The sequence below is a fragment of the Mycoplasmopsis maculosa genome (assembly GCF_900660665.1).
Lineage (GTDB): Bacteria > Bacillota_I > Bacilli_A > Mycoplasmatales > Metamycoplasmataceae > Mycoplasmopsis > Mycoplasmopsis maculosa.
Genome location: NZ_LR215037.1, coordinates 770,234 through 792,415, shown reverse-complemented (window position 1 = coordinate 792,415; position 22,182 = coordinate 770,234). Strand labels below are relative to the sequence as shown.

Annotated in this window: 11 protein-coding genes; 4 read left to right on the top strand and 7 right to left on the bottom strand. The window is 25.4% G+C overall.

Translation table 4 applies throughout. The annotated features are described in order from the left end of the window. Positions 1-43 precede the first annotated feature (43 nt). The 4 genes from rpoC to rplJ form a co-directional block, all read right to left on the bottom strand. Positions 44-4,516, bottom strand: a complete 4,473-nt coding sequence (gene rpoC, locus EXC47_RS03250) for a DNA-directed RNA polymerase subunit beta' (protein WP_129647085.1) — start codon at positions 4,514-4,516, stop codon at positions 44-46. Next, positions 4,509-8,141 carry a DNA-directed RNA polymerase subunit beta gene (gene rpoB, locus EXC47_RS03245; RefSeq protein WP_129647083.1) on the bottom strand — a complete coding sequence of 1,211 codons (3,633 nt, stop codon included), beginning with the start codon at positions 8,139-8,141 and terminating at the stop codon, positions 4,509-4,511. The genes rpoC and rpoB overlap by 8 nt, the downstream gene beginning before the upstream one ends. A gap of 238 nt (positions 8,142-8,379) precedes the next feature. Beyond that, positions 8,380-8,748: a 50S ribosomal protein L7/L12 gene (gene rplL, locus EXC47_RS03240; RefSeq protein WP_129647081.1), complete on the bottom strand. Its 369-nt coding sequence runs from the start codon at positions 8,746-8,748 to the stop codon at positions 8,380-8,382. 27 nt (positions 8,749-8,775) lie between these two features. Next, the gene (gene rplJ / locus EXC47_RS03235; RefSeq protein ID WP_129647079.1) at positions 8,776-9,288 is read right to left on the bottom strand and encodes a 50S ribosomal protein L10; all 513 of its coding nucleotides are present in this window, start codon (positions 9,286-9,288) and stop codon (positions 8,776-8,778) included. A gap of 305 nt (positions 9,289-9,593) precedes the next feature. Here rplJ and EXC47_RS03230 point away from each other — a divergent pair, with 305 nt between their 5' ends. The 3 genes from EXC47_RS03230 (at position 9,594) to EXC47_RS03220 (ending at position 14,224) form a co-directional block, all read left to right on the top strand. Continuing rightward, positions 9,594-10,328: a leucine-rich repeat protein gene (locus EXC47_RS03230; RefSeq protein ID WP_129647077.1), complete on the top strand. Its 735-nt coding sequence runs from the start codon at positions 9,594-9,596 to the stop codon at positions 10,326-10,328. A 73-nt stretch (positions 10,329-10,401) separates the two neighbouring features. After that, a complete protein-coding gene (gene dnaE / locus EXC47_RS03225) occupies positions 10,402-13,326 on the top strand; it encodes a DNA polymerase III subunit alpha (protein WP_129647075.1) in 2,925 nt (974 codons plus the stop codon). Between the two features lies 1 nt (position 13,327). After that, entirely contained in the window at positions 13,328-14,224 is an 897-nt protein-coding gene (locus EXC47_RS03220) for a 5'-3' exonuclease (protein ID WP_129647073.1), read from the top strand. Positions 14,225-14,713: 489 nt separating this feature from the next. Here EXC47_RS03220 and EXC47_RS03215 read toward each other — a convergent pair whose 3' ends face one another. After that, positions 14,714-14,947, bottom strand: a complete 234-nt coding sequence (locus EXC47_RS03215; RefSeq protein ID WP_129647072.1) for a hypothetical protein — start codon at positions 14,945-14,947, stop codon at positions 14,714-14,716. Beyond that, positions 14,940-15,998, bottom strand: a complete 1,059-nt coding sequence (gene ftsY / locus EXC47_RS03210) for a signal recognition particle-docking protein FtsY (protein WP_129647070.1) — start codon at positions 15,996-15,998, stop codon at positions 14,940-14,942. Before ftsY ends, EXC47_RS03215 begins: the two co-directional genes overlap by 8 nt. A 96-nt stretch (positions 15,999-16,094) precedes the next feature. Between ftsY and EXC47_RS03205 the strand changes: the two genes are divergently transcribed. Continuing rightward, positions 16,095-17,423, top strand: coding sequence for a hypothetical protein (locus EXC47_RS03205; protein WP_129647068.1), 1,329 nt, complete (start codon positions 16,095-16,097; stop codon positions 17,421-17,423). A 68-nt stretch (positions 17,424-17,491) separates the two neighbouring features. On the opposite strand, the gene EXC47_RS03200 is transcribed toward EXC47_RS03205, so the two are convergent. Continuing rightward, a complete protein-coding gene (locus EXC47_RS03200) occupies positions 17,492-22,027 on the bottom strand; it encodes a hypothetical protein (protein ID WP_129647066.1) in 4,536 nt (1,511 codons plus the stop codon). Between the last annotated feature and the right edge of the window lie 155 nt (positions 22,028-22,182).

The following is a 22,182-nucleotide window of genomic DNA, read 5'->3' as shown; positions in this document are numbered from 1 at the left end:
TATATAAAAAACATAATACTATGAAAAGTATTATGTTTTTAAATTATTCTTCTATATCGAAATCATTATCTTCGTTTGAAAACTCTTCCTCAGAATCACCATAATCTTCAATATAATCATCACCGTCAACAGTTTCTTCTTGATCATCAACAAATAATGATTCATATTGGCTAAATATATTTTCTTGTGTTATTAAATCAAAATTAATTTCATCTTCATTAATATTATCAGCAAATATTTTTTCTTTTCCTGTTGATTCATATTTACCTGAGAAATATGATTTAGGATCACGTATATCATATTTACCATTTTCTTCAAACAATGAGTTTGTTCCCGCAGGTATTTTATGACCTAAAATAATATTTTCCTTCAATCCTCTTAATTTGTCAATTTGTGCTCTTATTGAAGCATTAACAAGAATTCTAGGAGTTTCTTGATATGAAGCAGCTGCAAGAAATGAATCTGATAATAAAGGTGTTTGTTTTGCACCTTTAATTTTAACTTCACCAAATGGAGGTTTTTTACCTTCAACTATTAATTTAGCACTTTCTTTTTGATATGTAAATATATCAACTAAGCTACCATTAAAGAATTTAGAATCACCTGGATCAGTTATTTGAATTTTTGAAAGCATTTGACGAATAATAATTTCTATATATTTATCAGCAATAGTTATACCTTGTAAACGATATAGTCTTTGAACTTCTTTTAAAATATAATTTTGAACTGAGCGAGTATCTGCAACTTTTAATAATTCATTTAAAATTATAGGACCTTCACCAATTTTTTGGCCAGGTTTAACAAAATCATTAACTTTAACTCTAATTTTACTTCTATTTCTAACAGTAAATATTTTAGAATCTAAAACAATTTGATTGTTTTCATTTCTTCTTTTATATTCAACTTTAATGTTATACACATCACTATTAGAGTTTCCTTCTTTAGAACTTGAAATTTCTGTTACTGTACCGTATGTGTCTGAAATAACAGCTGGACGTCCTCATGGAGAATCATAAGCATCTATAAGTTCCATTAAGCGACCAAAACCACCAGTAATATCTTCAACACCAGCAACACCACCTGTATGGAATGTACGCATTGTTAACTGTGTACCTGGTTCACCAATTGATTGAGCTGCAACAACTCCAACTGCTTCACCTATGTTTACAACACGGTTAAGTGCTAAATCTTTACCATAACATTTTTTACATACACCATTTTGTGTGTAACATGATAGAACAGATCTTATTTCAACTTCTTCTATACCGTTTTTAATAATTTTTGATGCTATTTCAGGGGTGATTAATTGATTGTCACCAATAATTAAATCACCATTTGAAGTATAAACTGGTTTTGTTGTGAAACGACCTTCAATTCTTTCTTCAAGACTCTCAATAACTGTGTCAGTTTTAGTGTCTCTAATATCTTTAACAATCATTCCATAATCTGTTCCACAATCTTCTTCTTTTACTACTATACCTTGAGCTACGTCAAATAGTCTACGAGTTAAATAACCTGATTTAGCAGTGTTTAAAGCAGTATCTGTAAGACCTTTACGGGCACCATGAGTTGATGAATAAAATTCATACGCTGTTAACCCATCCAAGAATGAAGATTTAACAGGGATTTCAACTGTTGAACGAACAACTCTTTCATTTTCAGCATCAGCTTTAAGAGTTTTTGTATTATTGTTCATAAGACCACGCATACCAGCTAATTGAACAAAGTTACTTGAATTACCACGAGCTCCTGAAGTTAACATCATAAATAATGGATTATCTGGATCTTGTTTTGTAACTTCTTTAAGTTCTTTTTCAATTGAATCTTTAATTTCTGATCATTTTTTAATTGTTAAAGCATATCTTTCATCGTCTGTTACAAGACCTTCATCAAATCATTTTTTAATTTCTTCAATATATTTATCACCTTCTTTTATTTTATTTTTTGTTGAAGGCAATGTTGTAACATCACTAATAGCAATTGTTGTACCTGATTTTGTTGAATAATTATAACCAAGTGATTTAATAGCATCAAGTACATTAGCCACAATATTTGTATATCTAAATCATACTTTTTCTAATAACTCTGTATATTCATCAATAGTTCAAATAACATCTTCTGGATTATTTTTAGCTAATGATTTTTCATATATTTTAGCATGTTCATCACGAATAATGTTTTCTAAAATTTCAACATGATTTATATCTAATTGTTTACCGTTAAAATCTGTTAACTTAGCACATAAATCAAATACTTTTGAAGTATCATTTGGTTCTAATTCATTAATAACGCTAGCAACTGAAGACATATTAACTATTGCAACATATCTATCATATACACGACGTACAATTTTAGCTATGTCTTTTTTGCTTAAAGGTAAATTAGTAGGTAGAGAAGATATATACTTATTAAAGTCTGTTCCATAAGGTAATGTATATTTGTCTAAATATTCCTTATTTGAAGATGTATACACTTTTTCGTCTTCCCTTGATTTACCAAAAATAAATTCAAAACTTTCAGGAAAAGCTCTGTTAAAAATAAATTTACCAACCGTTGATACAAAATATTTCTTGTTATCATCAGTGTTTAATCTTTTTTTATTAACTTCAGAAATTGGCAATACAACTCTAGCATGTAAAGAAATATTTTTTTCATCATAAGCTCTTAACATATCTTGACATGTTGCGAAAAACTTACCTTCACCTTTTGCTAATTTTGAACCATCTAAATCAATTGATTTCTCCATAGTTAAGTAATATAAACCTAAGATAATATCTTGACCAGGGTTAATAATAGGTTCACCATCTTTTGGTCCTAAAATATTTTTAGAAGCTAACATTAATTCTCTAGCTTCCCTAACAGCTTCATCACTAATTGGGACGTGAACAGCCATTTGGTCACCATCAAAGTCCGCATTAAATGGAGTACATGTTAAAGGATGTAACTTGATAGCTTTACCACGTATTAAAACCGGTTCAAATGCTTGAATTGAAAGACGGTGCAATGTTGGTGCACGGTTAAGTAAAACTGGTCTTCCTTCAATAGCTTTTTCAACATATGGTCAAATAATTGGGTCTAAGTTTTCAATAGCTTTTTTTCCAGCTTTAATAGAACTTATATTATTATTTCCATTTACAAGTTCTTTTATAATTCATGGTTCAAATAATTTAGCAGCCATTTCACGAGGAATACCAACTTGATGCATTTTTAGTTCAGGGCCAACAACTATAACTGAACGACCTGAATAGTCAACACGTTTACCTAGTAGATTTTGACGGAAACGACCTTTTTTACCAGTTAGCGCATCACTAATTGATTTTAATGGTCTTCCTTCTTTAGAAGCTACAGGATTTGGTTTTTTTCTAATATTATCAACTAAAGCATCAACAGCTTCTTGAATCATACGATATTCGTTTTGTTTGATCAACATAGGAGCATCAGATTCTTCTCATTTTTTAAGACGATTATTTCTAATTATTATACGACGATATAATTCATTAACGTCACTTGTAGAATGACGACCACCATCAAGTTGAACAAGGGGTCTTAAATCAGCAGGAATAACAGGTAAATCATAAATAAGCATTGATTTAGGATCTTGTCCAGAAGCTATAAAAGAATTTATTACAGTTAAACGTTTATATAATTTACTTCTTTCATGAACTTTTTGTCCAGCTGTATTTCCTGATTTTGCTATTTGAATATTTAATTCAGCAATTTCTTTTTCAACAAATTTAGCTTCTTCTTCTAAATCAATATGTTCTAAAAGATATTCAATAGCTTTTGAACCAGTTGAAATATGAGCATCTGAAAATTCATGAATTATTTCATTATATTCATAAAAATCAATACCATAATCTTTACCCATTTTAGAAGTAGCGTATTCTTCTAAATCCATTATAGATTCGCTTATTATTTCATATTCTTCAGAATCTTTATCAAATCTATTTCTCAATTCATTTAAAGCATCAGTATAAACAATACCAGCTTCTGAAATGTCAATTATTGAGTTTTTTTGTAAACTTTTTAAACCACCATCTTCTAATACTATATGGCTTTTGTAATATATTAATTTTTCTAAATCGCTTTTTGAAACAACTTTAGAACTATTAGCAACTCTTAATCCTAATAATTTTGCAATAATTGAATGGTCTATTTTAAAGAATCAAAAGTGAACAACAGGATTTTGTAATTCAATATGACCCATTCTACTTCTACGAACCATTTTTGGTAAAATAGTTGGCTTATACTTTTGACACATTTGTGTTTTTTCACAAGTTGTGCCTTCATCACTTTTCTTATATTTTGTACTACAAATTGGACACTTGTAATCAGTTGTAGGACCAAAAATTAATTCGTCAAATAAACCTTCACGTTCAGGCTTATAGCTTTTATAATTAATTGTTTCAGGTTTTGTAACCTCACCTTTTGATCAATTTCTAACATCATCACGAGTGGCGATAGACAATCTAACGTTTTGAATAGTTTTGTTACGAATTTTATTAATGTTATTCATCTAAGCCTCCTTGTACACTTGGTGCAATATCAAAGTGTTGTGAAAATTCTTCATCTTCTTCTTCGATTGAAGTTGTATCTAATTTCATACCTAAACCTTTTAATTCATAACTCAATACGTTAAATGATTCAGGAGTTCCAGGGTTTGGTAATTCTTTTCCAGAAACTAAAGCTGAATAAAGTTGATTACGTCCTGAAATATCATCTGATTTGTAAGTAAGTATCTCTTGTAAAACATTTGTTGCTCCATATGATTCAATAGCTCATGTTTCCATTTCGCCAAATCTTTGTCCACCGTTTTGACTTTTACCACCAAGTGGTTGTTGAGTAATAAGTGAATATGGGCCAACTGAACGAGCATGCATTTTATCATCAACCATATGGTTAAGTTTAAGCATATACATAACCCCTACTGAAACAGGTTTATCTATTTTTTCACCTGTAATAGGATCAATTAAAATTTGTTTTCCTGAAACTGGTAACCCTGCTTCCTCAATAGCTGCTTGAATATCTTCTTTTTTAATACCATCAAAAACAGGTGTTACAAATTTACATCCTAATTTTCTTGCAGCCATACCTAAGTGAATTTCAAGAACTTGACCAATGTTCATACGAGAAGGAACCCCTTGTGGATTAAGCATAACATCAACAGGTGTACCATCTTCTAAATGTGGCATATCTTCTTCAGGAAGAATTACTGAAACAACACCCTTATTACCGTGACGACCAGACATTTTATCACCAACTCTAATTTTTCTTTTTACAGCAATAGAAACTTTAACAATTTTATCAATTCCATCTTCTAATTGATCTTTGTTTTCTCTACTTAAAATTTCAACTCCAATTATTGTTCCATTATGGCCATTTTTTACTTTTAATGAAGTATCTTTAACATTCATTTGTCTTTGGCCTAAAACAGCTGATAATAATTTCTCTTCTTGACTTGGATTATCATCACCTTTTGGAGAAACACGACCAACTAAAACATCTCCTGGTGTAACTTCTGAACCAACTAAAACTATTCCTCTTTCGTCTAAATGTCTAATTGAATGTTTAGAAACGTTTGGAATATCTCTTGTTAATTCATCAACACCAGCTTTTGAAGTTCTAAATTGAATTGTTTGTTCTTCTATATGAATAGATGTTAAAACATCTTCTTTTACAAGTCTTTCATTTAAGATAACAGCATCTTCATAGTTAAAACCTTTATAAGTTGTAAAAGCGACTAATAAGTTTTTACCCAATGATAACTCACCATTTTTAAATGAAGAACCGTCAACTAATAAATCATCTTTTTTAACTTCTTGACCAACTTTTACTAATGGTCTTTGATGAATAACTGTATCCTGGTTTGAACGTTGGAAGTTTTTAAGATTGTAAGTATCAAGTGTACCTTTTTTATTTCTTATTTTAATTTTTGAACCGTCTGCAAATTCAACTATACCATCTTGTTTTGCTCTAAAGTTTGCAGCAGAATATTTGGCTATATCAGCTTCTGTTCCTGTCGCAACAAAAGGAGCTTCTGTTTCAATTAATGGCACTGATTGACGTTGCATGTTTGAACCCATAAGTGCACGGTTAGCATCATCATTTTCTAAAAATGGTATACATCCAGCTGCAACAGAAACCATTTGACGTGATGCAACTTCTATATAGTCAACATCTCTTGGTGTTCCAATAATATAATTGTAATTTTTTCTAATAGTTAAAAATTCATCTGTAATTCTATTATCTTCATTAACATGTACTGTTGATTGCCCTATATTAAAACCGTATTCATCAGCAGCTGTTAAGTATTCGACAGTTGAATAATCAACTACACCATTATTAACTTTAAAATATGGCGTTTGAAGAAAACCATATTCATTCACACCAGCATAAATAGCTAAGTTTAATATTAAACCGATGTTAGGTCCTTCTGGTGTTTCAATTGGACAAATTCTGCCATAATGAGTTGCATGAACATCCCGAACTTCGAATTGAGCAGTATAACGGTTAAGACCTCCAGGTCCTAAAGAAGTAATACGGCGTTCATTTGAAATTTCTGCAAGTGGATTAATTTGATCCATAAATTGAGAAAGTTTTGATGAGTTAAAGAAAGTTTTCATTTGATTAGAAACTAACTTGTTATTAGTAATATTTTTTGGTGTTACTTTCTCAGGATCTTTAGCTGTCATTCTTTCACGAGTTGTTTTTTCTAATCTTAAAATACCAACATTTAATTGATTTTGTAATAATTCACCAACAGAAACTATTCTTTTATTAGTCATTGAGTCTGGATCATCATCTTGACCAACGCCTTCTAATAAATTAAAGTAATAACTAATTGCAGCTACTATATCTGATACTAATAAATGTTGTTCGTTTGATTGAGGATCATTTCCGATAACAAGTGTTGGTTTTTCACCTCTATCAAGCTTTTTACGATTTGAAAAGACATTAAGCTTAATTATTTTATTTCTTTTCTTTAAAGATGAATAAGCAGGATCTTCTAAAAGTCTTGCATATACAACTTTTGTGTCTATTCCATCTATAATTTCAGAATTTAAAAATCCGTTATCAAAGTTTTTTTGAATTAAAAGAGCTAATTTATGATCAATAAAATGACCTCTTTTAAGTTCTATTATTTCATTATCATCTGATTTAATAGTTAAATTTTGACCTAAATATTTTTCTGTAATACGGTCAACAAGATTTAGTTTCTTATTTAACATATAACGCCCAGTTTGACTTAAACTGTAACGTTTCTTGTGGAATAATAAACCTGAAATTAAATTTGTAACAGATTCATCTGTAATTCTATCTCCCCGACGAATAACTCTAAATAATTCTTCTTGAGAATTTTTTACAATTTCTTCTATTGGAATCAATGTTCCATCATCATCGTGGCCAAAGAATTTTTCTTTTTTAATTGTTTCTAATAAAACGCCTGATTCACCAAATAATTTTTTTATATTTGGAACATTAAGACCTAATGCTCCTAAAAATGTCATTAAATTAACATTTTTATTTTTATCAATTCTTATTTTTACTCAATCAACTGTTTTAGTTGTAACTTTATGAGAAATTTCTAATCAAGAACCTAGTCTTGGTAAAATTTCTAATTTGTTAAATAAATCATCTGATTGTTTATTACGAACTGAAAGTCCGAAGTATGCACCAGGTGATCTTATCAATTGGCTAACGATAACTTTTTCACTACCGTTAATAATAAAACTACCACCTGAATTCATTAAAGGAATTTCACCTAAAAGAACTTCATCATCTTTCACTAAACCTTTTTCAGAAGTTGTTACTTTAAACTTTGCAAATAATTTAGCTGAATAATTAGTTCCTTTTGCTTTTGCTTCTGCAACAGCTTCGTACTCTTTAGTTGGCATTTCTAATCTTGCTGAATTTCAAACGTAATCTAAAGATACTTTTTTATTTGTTGAAGAAATAGGATAATGTTCTCTTAAAATTTCTTCAATTCCTTTTTCTTTAAATCAAACAAATGAGTCTTTTGACATACCCAAAAAGTCTGGAACATTTCAAGTAACTTTTGTTACAGAATAATCTCTTCTTTCTGTCAAAGGACCAAATTTTTTAATTTTGTAAGGGGTCTTTTGTAATATTTGTTCGCTCATGCTTGCTCCCTAAAATTTATTTAATAATAAAATTAATACTTATTTTACAATAAGTACTTATATACAAATTTTACCATGGAAGTTATTTTACAAAAGAAATATTTAAAAATATTTATTTTTACTTTTTTAAAGACTAAAAATTTATTTTATTTTTATTTACTAAAAAGACTATAAAAAAGCTTTTTTAGTAAATAAAAAGAGACAGTAATGTCTCTCTTATAAATTATAGTTATTTAGATTATTTAATTTCAACTGTAGCACCAGCTTCAACTAATTTTGCTTTAATTGTTTCAGCTTCAGCAGGTGTAATGTTTTCTTTAACTGTAGCAGGAAGAGCAGAAACAAGAGCGTTAGCTTTCATTAATTCTAAGTTTAATAATTCTTTAACAGCTTTAACGATTGCTAATTTTTTACCATTATCTGCAGAAATAATAACTGATACTGATGATTTAGCTTCTTCTTGAGCAGCAGGAGCTGCAGCAGCTGCAACAACAGCTGTTGGGTCAATACCAAATTCTTCTTTCATTGCTTCAACTAATTCCATAACTTCTTTAATTGACATTTCTTTTAATGAAGAAATAAATAATTCTTTGTCTAATTTAGCCATAATATTTTCCTTTCAAAATTTTATTTATTATTGTTCTTCTTTTTCACTAAACATTTTTAATGAAAGAGAGAGTTGTTGTAATGGTGCCATAAGTGAACGAGCAAGAATTGTAAGTGCTTCTTCGTAATTTGGTAAAGTAGCAACTTCTTGCACACCTTTAGCATCAATAACTTTGTTTTCAAAAATACCAGCTTTAAAAACTAAAGCTTTGTGTTCTTTTGCAAAACTGCTTAAAATTTTTGCAGCAGCATTATCTTCAAGGTTACTAAATGCATATAAGTTAGGACCAACTAAATGTTCTTCTAATTGTTCATAACCTGCTTCTTTAGCAGCTAATTTAAAAATACGATTTTTGTAAACTTTAATTTCTACACCGTTTTCTTTTGCTAAAACTCTTAATTTTGTTAATTCAGCAACTGATAAACCACGGTATTCAGCAACAACTAAACCTTTTGCTGAAGCTAATTTTTCTTTAATTTCAACAACTGTTTCTTTTTTAACTAGTCTGTTTGCAGATTCTTTAACTTGTGATGATTGCATAAAATATCCCCCTTTCGTATGATTAAATTAATTACAATACGGAAACAATAAAGTAGATGAAATAAATTCATACATTAGGTAACAAATTAAGCATTTGCAGTTACTGTCTCTATGTATTGCATCTAAATTATATATTAGATTTTTTAAAATAAAAATAATATTTTTAAATAATTTTTAAAGAAAATTAATAACTAAAATTACTTATTTATAGGTATTTTAGTAATATTATAATAAAAGTACAATAATAAAAAAATATTGTATAATTATTTAAATTAATTACTTTTAATAAATATTTAGGAGTCAGAATGAAGAAAAAATTATTATTTCCTTTACTTTCAACATCTATTTTACTACCTGTTATAAGTTTAAGTTGTTCTACTGTTGAAACATATGATGAAAAGAGTGGCTTATATTACGAAACAATCGATACAAAAATTGTTAATGAGGATACAGGGGAAGAACAAATTTTAAAAGAAATTATAATAACTGGTATTTCTTTTTACAATAAAAAAGAAGAAAAATTTATTAATAATGAATCAGAGTTAATAATTCCAGATAAAATAAATGATTTAAATGTTGTTTCAATACAAAAAAATGCTTTTAGCGGTTCAAAAATAAAAACATTAAAATTAGGTAAAAATATTAGATCTATAGGTTCTAGTGCTTTTGAAAATATGCAAAATTTAACTAATGTTGATTTAAGCGATTCAAATATTGTTATTATTCCTACAAAAACTTTTTTTAACACACCTAAATTAAGCAATGTTATTTTTTCTGAAAAAACTACAATTATAGGTGATAATGCATTCCAAAATTCTAATAATTCAGAATTAACTATTTCTTTTATAAATAAAACTACATCAACAGATGGTAAAGATAAATCACCTGAATTTTCAATTTCTTCAACTGCTTTCGAGTCATTAAATGAAAATGCTAAAATTAAGTTTATAAATATAAACCAATTATCATTTGAAAATAGCAACCCTAATAATGATTGAAGAACAAAAACAAATGCAATAATTGAATTTAAGCAAATATAATAACTAATTAGCGTATGCTAATTTTTATTTTATTTGCTTAATTTTCATAAATAAAAAAATACAATAGTTATATATGAATAAATTTATTAATCTTTACAATACAACCGAATACTCTTTTTTAGATTCACTAATCAAAGTAGAAGAATTAGTTTCTTTAAGCAAAAAGAACGGATTAAACTCAGTAGCTTTAACAGACCACAATAATATGTTTGCTTTAGGACTATTTTTGAAAGAATGCCAAAAAAATAATATGAAGCCAATTATTGGGGTTGATTTAGATGTTTCCTCATATAGATTTATATTACTAGCTAAAAATTATGATGGTTTTAAAAAACTAAATTTATTACTTTTAAAAAAGAGCAAACACGATTTAGAAATTGATGACATTCTTGATGAAAATATCTATATTTTAGATCACCCTAGATTGGGGTACTATGCAAAAACAGGAAAAAATGATATAAAAAGTTCAAATTATTTTGTTTCTAGCAGTGATGAAAATATACCTAATGCAGTTTTTATTAAAGAAAACAAACTTATGAATTTAGAGGACAATGACACATTAAATTTAATTCAAAAATTAGGTAATAATGAAATAACAACTAGTTATCATAATTATTTTGACGAAATTTTTTTATCAAAAATTATTATTGATAGGATAAATGAAATCATTAATAATATAAATATTGTTTTCCCAAAAAAAGAATTGCACTTGGCTTCTTTTGGTGAAAATAAAAAAAATATTTTGTTAGAAAAAATTAAGAATGGATTTAAAAAACACAAAGAAGAATTAAGAAAATATGAAAATGTTTTTGAAAATAGAGTAAATGAAGAATTAAATACAATAATTGAACTTAACTTTATTGACTATTTTTTAATAATAAGTGACTTAGTAGAGTACGCAAAAAATAATAATATTTCAATAGGGCCTGGAAGAGGAAGCGCTGCCGGGTCATTAATTGCTTATTTATTAGGTATAACACAAATTAATCCTTTAAAATTTGGTCTTTTATTTGAAAGGTTTTTAAATATTCAAAAAATTTCTTGACCAGATATTGATATTGACATACAAGATGATAAAAGAGATGAAATTTTTAACTATTTAAAAAATAAATATGGAATAAATAAAACTGCTTTTATATCGACTTTTCAAACAATGGGTATGAAACAAGCCATTAGAGATGCTGGTAGAATATTAAATATAAGTTTAAAAGATATTAACATAATTTCAAAATCTATTTTTACCTTTAAAAATTATGAAACAATAGAGGAAGAATATGAAAATAACTTAGCTTTTAGAACAGAAATTGATAAATTTCCTGAATTATTAAAACATTCAAAAAAAATGCAAGGGTTACCTAGACAATATGGTATGCATGCTGCAGGATTTATTATTTCCGATAAAGATATAAGCAATTATGTGCCCGTTTTTGAAAATTCTCTCGGTTTTCAACAAGTTCAAATCCCTATGGAATTTCTTGAGGATTTTGGATTATTAAAAATTGATTTACTTGGTTTGAAAACTCTTACTGAAATTAAATATATGGAAGAAAAAATAAAAGGCGTTTCTTTATTTGATGATTTAGTTAATAAAAATGAATTAGAGTTGCAAGACCCATTAGCTATAAACTTTTTAAATAGAGGGCTTACTGAAGGATTATTTCAACTAGAATCTAAAGGAATGAAAAGCACGATCAAGAAAGTTGGAATAAATTCATTTGAAGACTTATACGCAATAATTTCTTTATATAGACCAGGTCCAAAAGATTATATTTCTATTTATTCAGAAAATAGAAAAAATCCTAAACTAATTGAAAAAATACATCCTTTATATGACGATATTTTAAAAGAAACTTATGGAATAATAATTTATCAAGAACAAATTATGCAAATTGCTCAAAAAATTGCAAATATGTCTTTTTCAGAAGCTGATCTTTTAAGGAAAGCTATTAGTAAAAAAAATGAAAATGACTTATTTAAATATCGTGAAAAATTTTTCAATGGTGGCATTAAAAATGGCATAGATGGAAAAATTTTAAATGAAATATATGATAAAATCGAGAAATTTGCATTGTATGGATTTAATAAATCTCATGCAGTTTCTTATGCTTATTTAACAATGAAGATGGCTTATTACAAAGCTAGATATCCACAAGTTTATTTTGCAGCTTTAATTTCTAATTCATATGGTGATCAAGAAAAAATTTATGAATATGTTGAAGAATTGAAAAACTTAAACTTTAGTGTATATTCTCCAGAAATAACGAATTTTTCAAGTAATGCTAATGTAATTGATGGAGATATTTACTTACCTTTTAATATGATAAAAGGGTTTGGTAACGAAAGCATAAGTAAAATAAATGAAGAAATAAAAAATAACGGTTTATTTAAAAATGAAAATATTATTTTATTACTTTTAAGGCTAAAATATAGTGGAATCAAAAATGCTGCTCTTTCAATTTTAATTAAAGCTAGCGCTTTTAGAAAATTTGGATCGCAAAATTTTATTTTAAAGGTGAATGATTTTGTGGAAAACGAATTTAAGGTTTTAACCAAAAAATATAAAAGCTATATTGAAGCGCTTAATAATTTAAACATTGAGCAATATAAAAATGTAATTATAAATATTTCTAATGATGAAAATTATATAAATATTAATGAACAACTAGATATAGAAAGAAAAAATGAGATTGAAACGCTAGGTAGAGCATATAATATTTCACTAACTTCAGCATATGAAAAATCATATAAATATAGATTAAAAGATTTTTATAAAATAGATGGAATTTATAAAACAGTTGTAGAAGTATTAGAATATAAGGAATTAAAAAGCAGAGAGTTTAATGTTTTAAACGTACAAGATTCAAGCATTTCTCATACTTTTTACATTAACAAAAATAAAGCTACTTATAACCCGCAAATAAGAAAAGGGGTTTTAATAGAAATTACAGTTAATTCAAAAAGCGGAAAATTACATATAGAATCTTGAAAGGTAATATAATATGAGCAAAAAATTTTTATTAATAGATGGAAATTATTTAATGTTTCAATCTTTTTATGCTTCGTATAATTCTAAATTTCCAAATAATTTATTAAGAAGTCCTGATGGAAGATCCGCTAATGGAGTTCATATATTTTTGCAAACTTTTTTTAAAGTTTTAAAATATTTTAAGCCGAGTCATTTATTTGTGGCTTTTGATGCTCATGGAAAAACTAAAAGACATGAGTTGTTTAATGAATATAAATCAGGGAGAAATAAAGCTCCAGAAATAATATTTGAACAATTTGAAATAATTAAAGAAATCTTAACTTCTATGAATGTTAAATGATTTGAAAAAGTCGGAGATGAGGCTGATGATTTAATAGCTACATTAGCAACAAAAAACAAGGAATTTGATAATTTGATTTTTTCTAAGGATAAAGATTTACTTCAATTAGTAAATGAAAATACTTCGATAATAAAAGTTTTAAAAGATAAAAATAATTTTACTTATTATGAATTAGATACATTGAAAAACTTTTTTGAAAACTACAATATTAACCCTTTTCAAATACCTGATTATAAAGGATTAGCTGGAGATAGTAGTGATAACTTAAAAGGTGTAAATGGAATAGGAGAAAAAAAAGCTATTTCTCTTTTAAACGAATTTAATACTTTAGAAGAAATTTATAATAATATAGGAAAATTAAAAGGTAAAACCGTTGAATATCTTTTAAATGATAAAGAAAATGCATTCTTTTGTAAAAAATTAGCAATTCTTAATAAAAACGTTGAAATGAATAATGATATTGATTTTTATGCAGTAAATATAAATATTCAAAATTCTTTTAATATATTTAAAAAGTTTGGATTGAATCTTGCAGCAGAAAATTTAAAAAAAATTATAGACGACAAATAAAAAAGATTCTTCGCGAATCTTTGCCACATTGTAATTTACATCTTGACACCCTTTTTTATGCAAAAATTAAAAAAGGGTGTCAAGATGTAAATTACAATGTGGCAAATAACAAAAAGTTATTTTTTTATATATTTTTAAGATAAAAACCGTCTTTTTTTAAAAAAAATAATTTTTTTTGATTGTTTATTTTTTTTAATGTATATAATAATTAAGCCTAAAAATTAATTTCTGTTTTTAGGCTGAAAAAAAGATATATTCAACTCAAAAATTATATTTATTTTGTAAAAATCTCTCTCACTCTTATTTTACAAATTCATTTTTTTAGCAAATTAATTTATTCATAAATTTTATTTTTATTTGCTAATTAGGTTGTATAAAATATTAGCATACAACCATTAACAAAACATTTTATTAAAATAACTATATAAATTAGACACGCTTAAATGCGTGTTTTTATTATAAAAAAACACGAATAACTCGTGTTTTAAATTAATCATTTATTTTATTAGATATTTTTAAAAGATTTTTTATTGCTTTATTAACACTATCATAAGCGGCACTTCTTGTTGTAGCCGTTACCTGAGCTATTTCAGAATATGAAAGATTTTCAAAAAAATATAATTTAAATGCTTGGATTTGAACTTGCGTTAAAAAACTATTATACTTTTCAAACAAATTACATAAATATTCAATATTTTCAACATTTTTTATATCTTTATTCATTTTTATCCATTAATTCTTTTGTTAATTGATATATAAAACTTTCTAAATCAAATTCTTCTAGATCATCAACTTGTTCGCCTAACCCTATAAACTTAACATTTAAGTCAAATTCATCTTTTATACTTAAAACAATACCACCTTTAGAAGTTCCATCCATTTTTGTAAGAATTATACCTGTTGGTTTTGAAACTTCACTAAAAGCTTTTGCTTGACTGATACCATTTTGCCCTGTTGTCGCATCAAGAACTAATAAACATTCATGCGGTGAATCTTCATCTGTCTTTTTAATAATTGAATATATTTTTTCAAGTTCCTTCATTAAATTTACTTTATTTTGCAATCTTCCTGCTGTATCAATTAAAAGTAAATCATAATTCTCGTTTTTAGCTTTATCTAAAGCGCTGTAAACAACGCTTGCTGGATCAGCACCTTCTTTAATAGGTTTAACTATTTCAGCTCCTACTCTATTTGCTCAAACCTCTAATTGACTTACAGCCCCAGCTCTAAATGTATCAGCAGCAGCTATTAATACTTTTTTTCCTTGTTTTATAAATTTATTTGCAATTTTAGCAATACTTGTTGTTTTTCCAGATCCATTTACACCTATAAAAATAAAAATATTTAATCTATCATTCTCGAAATTTAAAGTTGTATCAACTATACTTTTATTAGTGTAAATAACAAAAAGTTGATCTGCAATCAATTCAGATAAATCTGAAGTTGAAGATAAATTTCTAATTCTTGTTTCATTTTTTAAATGTGATATTATTGCATAAACTAATTTTGCATTTATATCACTCATAATTAATATTTCTTCTAATTCATCAAAATAATTTTCATCTATTTCTTTATATTTATTATGGAGATTTAAAATTTTTGAACCAAATGAGCTAGACTTATTTAAACCAGCAGAATATTTTTCTAGTTTTTTTGATATTAATAATTCTTCTTCAGATTTTTTTTCTAATTCTGCTTCTTTAATTGCTATCTTTTCTTCTTTTGATTTCTTTTTTCCAAATATTTTTTCTTTTAAATAACTAAAAAAACCCATAATTGCTTCCTTTATTTTATTTATTAAATTTTGTTACATTTATTATTAAATTATAATTTAATAAACTAAATATTAAAATATTATTAGGGAGAATAAATGAAAACTTACAATGATAAAGAACTTGCAAATCAATTAAAACTTTATTATAATTCTAATAAGAGAAAAATAGCATTAAAAAGCTCATTATGATGAATTTTATTTTCTTTTATTTTTGTCTTACCAATTTTATTTGTTTCGATTTTTATGACGCTATATATCGGAATAGACAAAATAGGTATACTGCCAACAATGTTTTATTTTTTAGGGTTATCAATTTTTATAATTGTTTTTAATAGTTTACACGTGTATTTAAAATATGTTAATTATAAATATGACTTTGTTTGTGATAAAAATACAATAACAAAAATAAATAGATGAATGAAAATGATTAAAATAAAGCCTAATTTGCCTTATAAAGACGAACAATTAAATGAAAATAACTTAAAGTATAAAATAACTTCCATAAAAAGATTGATATCAATAATATTAGTTAATTGATTGTTTAATTCTATTTCACTGACTTTCACGTACTTTTTAATAATAAATAATGAATTAAACAAAAATGATGTTTTCATTATATTTCTTAGTAATTCATTACTCATTCTCTCAATTAACTTATTGAGTTTTATATATTGAAAAAAGCCTATATTTTATGATAAATATATCAATAATAATAAAAATACAAATTGACAAATTGACAAAAATTATTTAAAAATTGAATTAAATGATGAAAATTATATTTTTTCTTTATTAAACAATTTAGATAATATTAAAGAAAAATATTTTAGAATATTGACAATTAGAAACATATTAAAATATTTTCTTATACCTTTTTTAATAATTTCTATTGGTGTATCATTTTTATTAATTTGAGTTATTTTTAATAAATATAATTTAAAATATATTGTTTATTTACTAGGAATAATTTTATCACCATTAATTGTCTTACCTTTTTTATATATAAAATGAACAAAATATTTTAAAAGTTTAGATACTTTAGATTTTACCAATAAGCTTTTAAAACAGCTTAATATTAAAAAAATAATGATAAATATTAATAATACACAGCAATTAAAAATTGATAGTATTTTGTCAAAAATAACTAATTCAAAAATAAAAGTTTTCATTAATGAGGCTGAATATATATATAAAAATAAAGATGACAACAATATTAGAAAAATAATTATTGGATGACTTTTATATATTTCAATGTGAATTTTTGCTTTAATTTTTAATATATTAATCTATAAAATAGGGGTTTTAGAAAATTTAAGTATTTTTAAATACAATTATATGCTTATATTTATGATTTTTGATTTATCTTTTATATTGTTTTCTTTATTTTTTGTATATTCATCTAGAACATTATATAGAGGTTATAGATAAACTTTTTATAAAAAAATAGTAATTGTGCGTTTTAATTACTATTTTTTTATTTTTGTAAAATGTAAATCTTATTTAACTAGTAGTTTGAATTCTATATAATTTCCATTAACTACTGAGTTTACTTGTTTTTCTGAATCTTTTGTATATGCTGGTTTTATATACATTTTGAATTTAAGAAAATTATTTTCACCTAATTGTATTTTTTCAGCTTTATAAATTCCGTATTTTACATTTGAACGTTTAATAATAGGATCATAATTGTTTTGTGTTATTGAAACTATATGATTAATTTGTTTTTCTAAGTTTGTTAATGACATTAAAACTTTTCATTTTTCTTCATCATTTGTTTGTGCGTTTATTTCAGATAATATTTCGTCTGAATTTTTATTTAAATCTTTTCTAAATCCAAAATTATTATTAAATGCGCTTATGTTGTTGTTTGAAGCTATTTCTAAAGCATTCTTCATGATAGTAAATAAATCATTTGAACCTTTATTTGTATAGTTATTATATCCACCTAATCAAACAGGAACTACAGCATTTTTATATTTAGCATCAAAATTGCTTGTATTAAATCAATAAAGAATCTTGTATTGTATATAACCTAGCATTGCATATGGTGTTGTTTGTTCTATACCGAAACCATTTTCAACGTCTAAGTATTTAACAAAAAATATTTTAAAGTTTGAATTTTGTGCGTTCATTAAACTTTCATCTATATTTATAAATTGTGCTAAAGTAGGGTCTGTTATTTCTGTTATTATAGAAGGTTTTCCACCTAAAGATGTATCAAGGTCACCTTGATTTATTTTTGATTCATCATTTTTAAAAGCTTCATCGAAATCTTTTGTTGATTTTGTTTTTCCTGTTTCTGAAATTGTTATTAATTCAGCAAATAATTTTGTATTTGTTTTGTTTGAAACTATTCATGATTGAGAATATAAATTATTTATATTAATAACCTTATAGTTAGAATAATTGCTTCCACTTTTAAATTGTAATTGTAAGCTTAATGTACCATTTAAATCATTTAGATTTGATCATTTTGACTCATCTATTACTAATTCAATATCATAATCTTTTAAATTATAATTTCCTATATTTAAATTTGATTCTAGTAATAACGTTTTTAAATTAGTTATTTTGTTTTTAATTCTAGAAGCTCATCATTTTTTATTTAAATTTATTGCGTTTATATTGGTTAATATATTATTTAAGTTTTCAACAGATAAAGTTTGTTTTGTTTGAATTGTGTTACTAAATTCTTTATTATATTCAACATTTTTATTTAAAAATGATAATCCTTTAATAGTATAAGTCGCATTATCTTCCAAATCGTAATAAGCATATTCTATACTATTATTTTCAATATATTTTTGTTTTAAATCAACAAAAATGTTTGTTAAATCTTGTTTTTGAATTATCAATCTCGGACTTTGATATTGTTGTAAAAACTTAGAATAATCATTATTATTTAAGTTAACTATTATTTTCTTGCCAATTTTGTTTTCTGTATCTGAAATAGTTATGTTTTCAATAACAATGTCATTATTTAAGTTTGTTTTGTTTTGTATTGAAACACTTGAATTATTGTCATTTGTATAACTGAAAATTCTATTATTATCTACTGTCACTTGTGAAACTGTATATGTAGCTCCATATTCAACATTATTTAATTGACCTTTTCATTTTGAGTCAGAACTATCAAATGATAATTGTATATTTGATAATCATCCATTTGAACCAATTATTCTTGTTGATACAATTTTAGAAGTTTCTATTGTTTCAGATAAATTAAGTGAAATATTTAAATTATTTTCATTATTAGTTATGTTTAAAGAGTTAAATGTTAGTGCTTTATTTGTTGTATTGATGTTTGTATCTATTTCACTATTAGTTGTTATTGTTTTCAGTATTTCATTATTATTATCAATTAACAAAATTTCTTTTATTTCATATGATTTATCTACTAAAAATCCATCTGCAAAATATTCAATGCTATCTCCATTATATTCTTCATCTTCATATTCATCCAAAATACTAAATAATATATTATCAAAATCAGGACTCATATTTGGCATAAGCGTAAATGAAATATAAACATCTTTTTTATCTGTGTTATTAAAAACTTTTAACATTGCATTAGTTGATGATGTTATTTCAAAATTTGATATATCAAATGATAATGAAGCTTTTTTAGAATCACCTTCAAAAATTAATTTATAGTCAAAACTTGTTATTTTTGTTTCTTTTACAAGTTCTAAAGTATTAAATGAAGTATTTTTGTCTGTAATATCTATATTTTTTTCATTTAATAAAACTCTTGTTATCGAAACATTTGAATTGCTATTTAAATCTATTAATTTGAACTCTAAATGATCATTTGCTTGATCGTAATCATCAATTAAAACACTCTTATTTTCACCACCGTCGTTGTATTCAATAACAAATCTCTTATATAAAGAATTCGCTAATTCATGAGTAGAAAATAATATTCTTACATTTGCGGAATCATAGGTTATATTTGAAAATGTTAATTCAGAAATTGAAAAATTATCTTCTCTATTTTTATTTAATTCTTCGTTATTTTTAATTTCTTCAGCTTCATTTTTTATATTTTGAATATCGCTAATTGTTAATTCAGCTTTTGGTTCGTCTGAATCAGCTTTTTTCAATTGTGTTAATAATCTTTGTTTTTCTGTACTATCAGAAATTGAATCAATAGCTGCTTTAGCATCAGTATAAGCTTGTGTTCTAGCTGCTTCTTGTCTTTCATTGCTTGAAGAAATTTCATTTTCTATTTCTTGTAACTTATCTGTTGTTCTTTCAGATTCGTTGTCACTGTTCATTAAATTATTAACTCTATTAATAAAGCTTTGTCTTTGTTGTGGGTCTTGAATTTTATTTGCCTTAGCTATTAATTCAGCTGCTTTTGTTTCTAATTCAGTCTCTTTGTTTACTTTATTTAATAAATCTTTAAGATCAGCAATAGTTTTTGTTGGATCATTTATAAGTTGTTGTAAGGCTTTTTTCTTATCAGAAAGTTCTTTTCCTTCAGATTGGTCTAAAGCAGCAATAGCAGTGTTTCTAGCTTTTGCAACTTCTGATTGTGCTTTTTGTTTTAATTCATTTAATTTTTCTTCTGTTTGATTTGCTTCATTATTAACATCTGCATTTAGTGAATCATATGAGGTAGTATTATCACCACTAGCTTCTAATCCATTTGCTAATGCAATAGCGGCTTTAGCAGCATTTTTAAGTTCTTCAATTTTATTATTTACAGCTGTAACAATATTATCTAATTCAGCTAAATCAACAGTTCTATGACTTGCGTCGTCATAAGGAGCGGCTTGGTCTTTTCTAGAAACAAGTGAATTTTTAAATTCGGTACCATCTTGAAGTTTTGCAAGAGCTTCATTAACAGCTCTTCTTTTAGCTTCAATTTGTTCATCTTCTTTTGCTTTTTCTGCTTGAGCTTCTTGTAAAATTGTTGCTGCTGCTTCTTCAGTAGTAACTGAATCTAATCTAGATTGTAATTCAGCTTTTTTAGTTGAATCTTTTGTTCTTAATCTATTAATTTCAGCTTGAGCTTCAGCTTTTTTAGTCTCGAAAGCTTTTTGTGTTGTAACTTTATTATCTAATGTATTTACTTCTGTTGTAGCTTGCAAAGAATCTGCAATTGAATTAATTCTTTCTAATTCTCTTTCATATTCAGCTTTTTTAGCTGTATCAGAAATCTGAGCTATTTTATCTCTTAATTGTTGTTTTTTAACTTCTAAATTCTTTAAAGCACCTTGATCATCAGAAAATGCTTGATCTATTTTATTTGATAAATTTTGTAAATTGTTCTTAATAATTTCTGTATTTACAATAGGTACACCATTATCATCATTTAAAGCTAAATTAAATGCATTAAGTAATTCCTGTTTCTTGATTTCATTTTCAATAACATTAATTCTTTCTCTTAATTCATGGGCTTTTTGATTATTAGCTAATTCTTTGTTTTTATAGTCAGTAGCTTGCATTCTAATTTCATATACATCTACTTTAGTTTTAGCATTATTCAATAAATCTTGTAATTCCTGTTTCTTGGTTTCATTTTCAATTTTTATAATTTCATTAAAAGCCTCTCTTTTGCTATTTTTCAATTCTAATTGATTAATTAAATCATTGCTAGGATCAGTTTTTTTAGAATTTACAAACTCTGTTTTTAAATTTAAAAAATTATTTTCAATATTATTTATAAAAATACTTATAACATTAATCTTTGAATTTAATGGTAAATTTTCTATTTCAAATAAAACTTGGTTTAGTTCTAAATTAACTTTACTATAGGTTTTTTCGTATTTTTTCCCATTAACTAAATAAACTAATTTAGAAACAATATTTTCATTTAATTTTAAATCTGTTTCTATTGTTAATAAGACACTTCTATCAGAAATACTTTCAAACTTCAAATCTTTAACTTTAAAAGAATTATTCTCGTTTATTGAACAACTTAAAGAAATTGAAATAAAAGAAACTCCGGAAAGAAAAAATAATAATTTTGATAATTTGTTATTTTTTTTTCATTTTGACCCCTTCTTATAAAAGAATCATACCAAAAAACTATATTTAGTAATTAAAAATTACTAAAAATTTTATTTTTTTTAAAAATTCTAATATTTAATTTCGACTTAAACAACTATAAAATAGCATTTTATGAATAAAATGTTCATTTTTTAAAAAAATAGTTGTAAAATATAATTAGTATATTTTT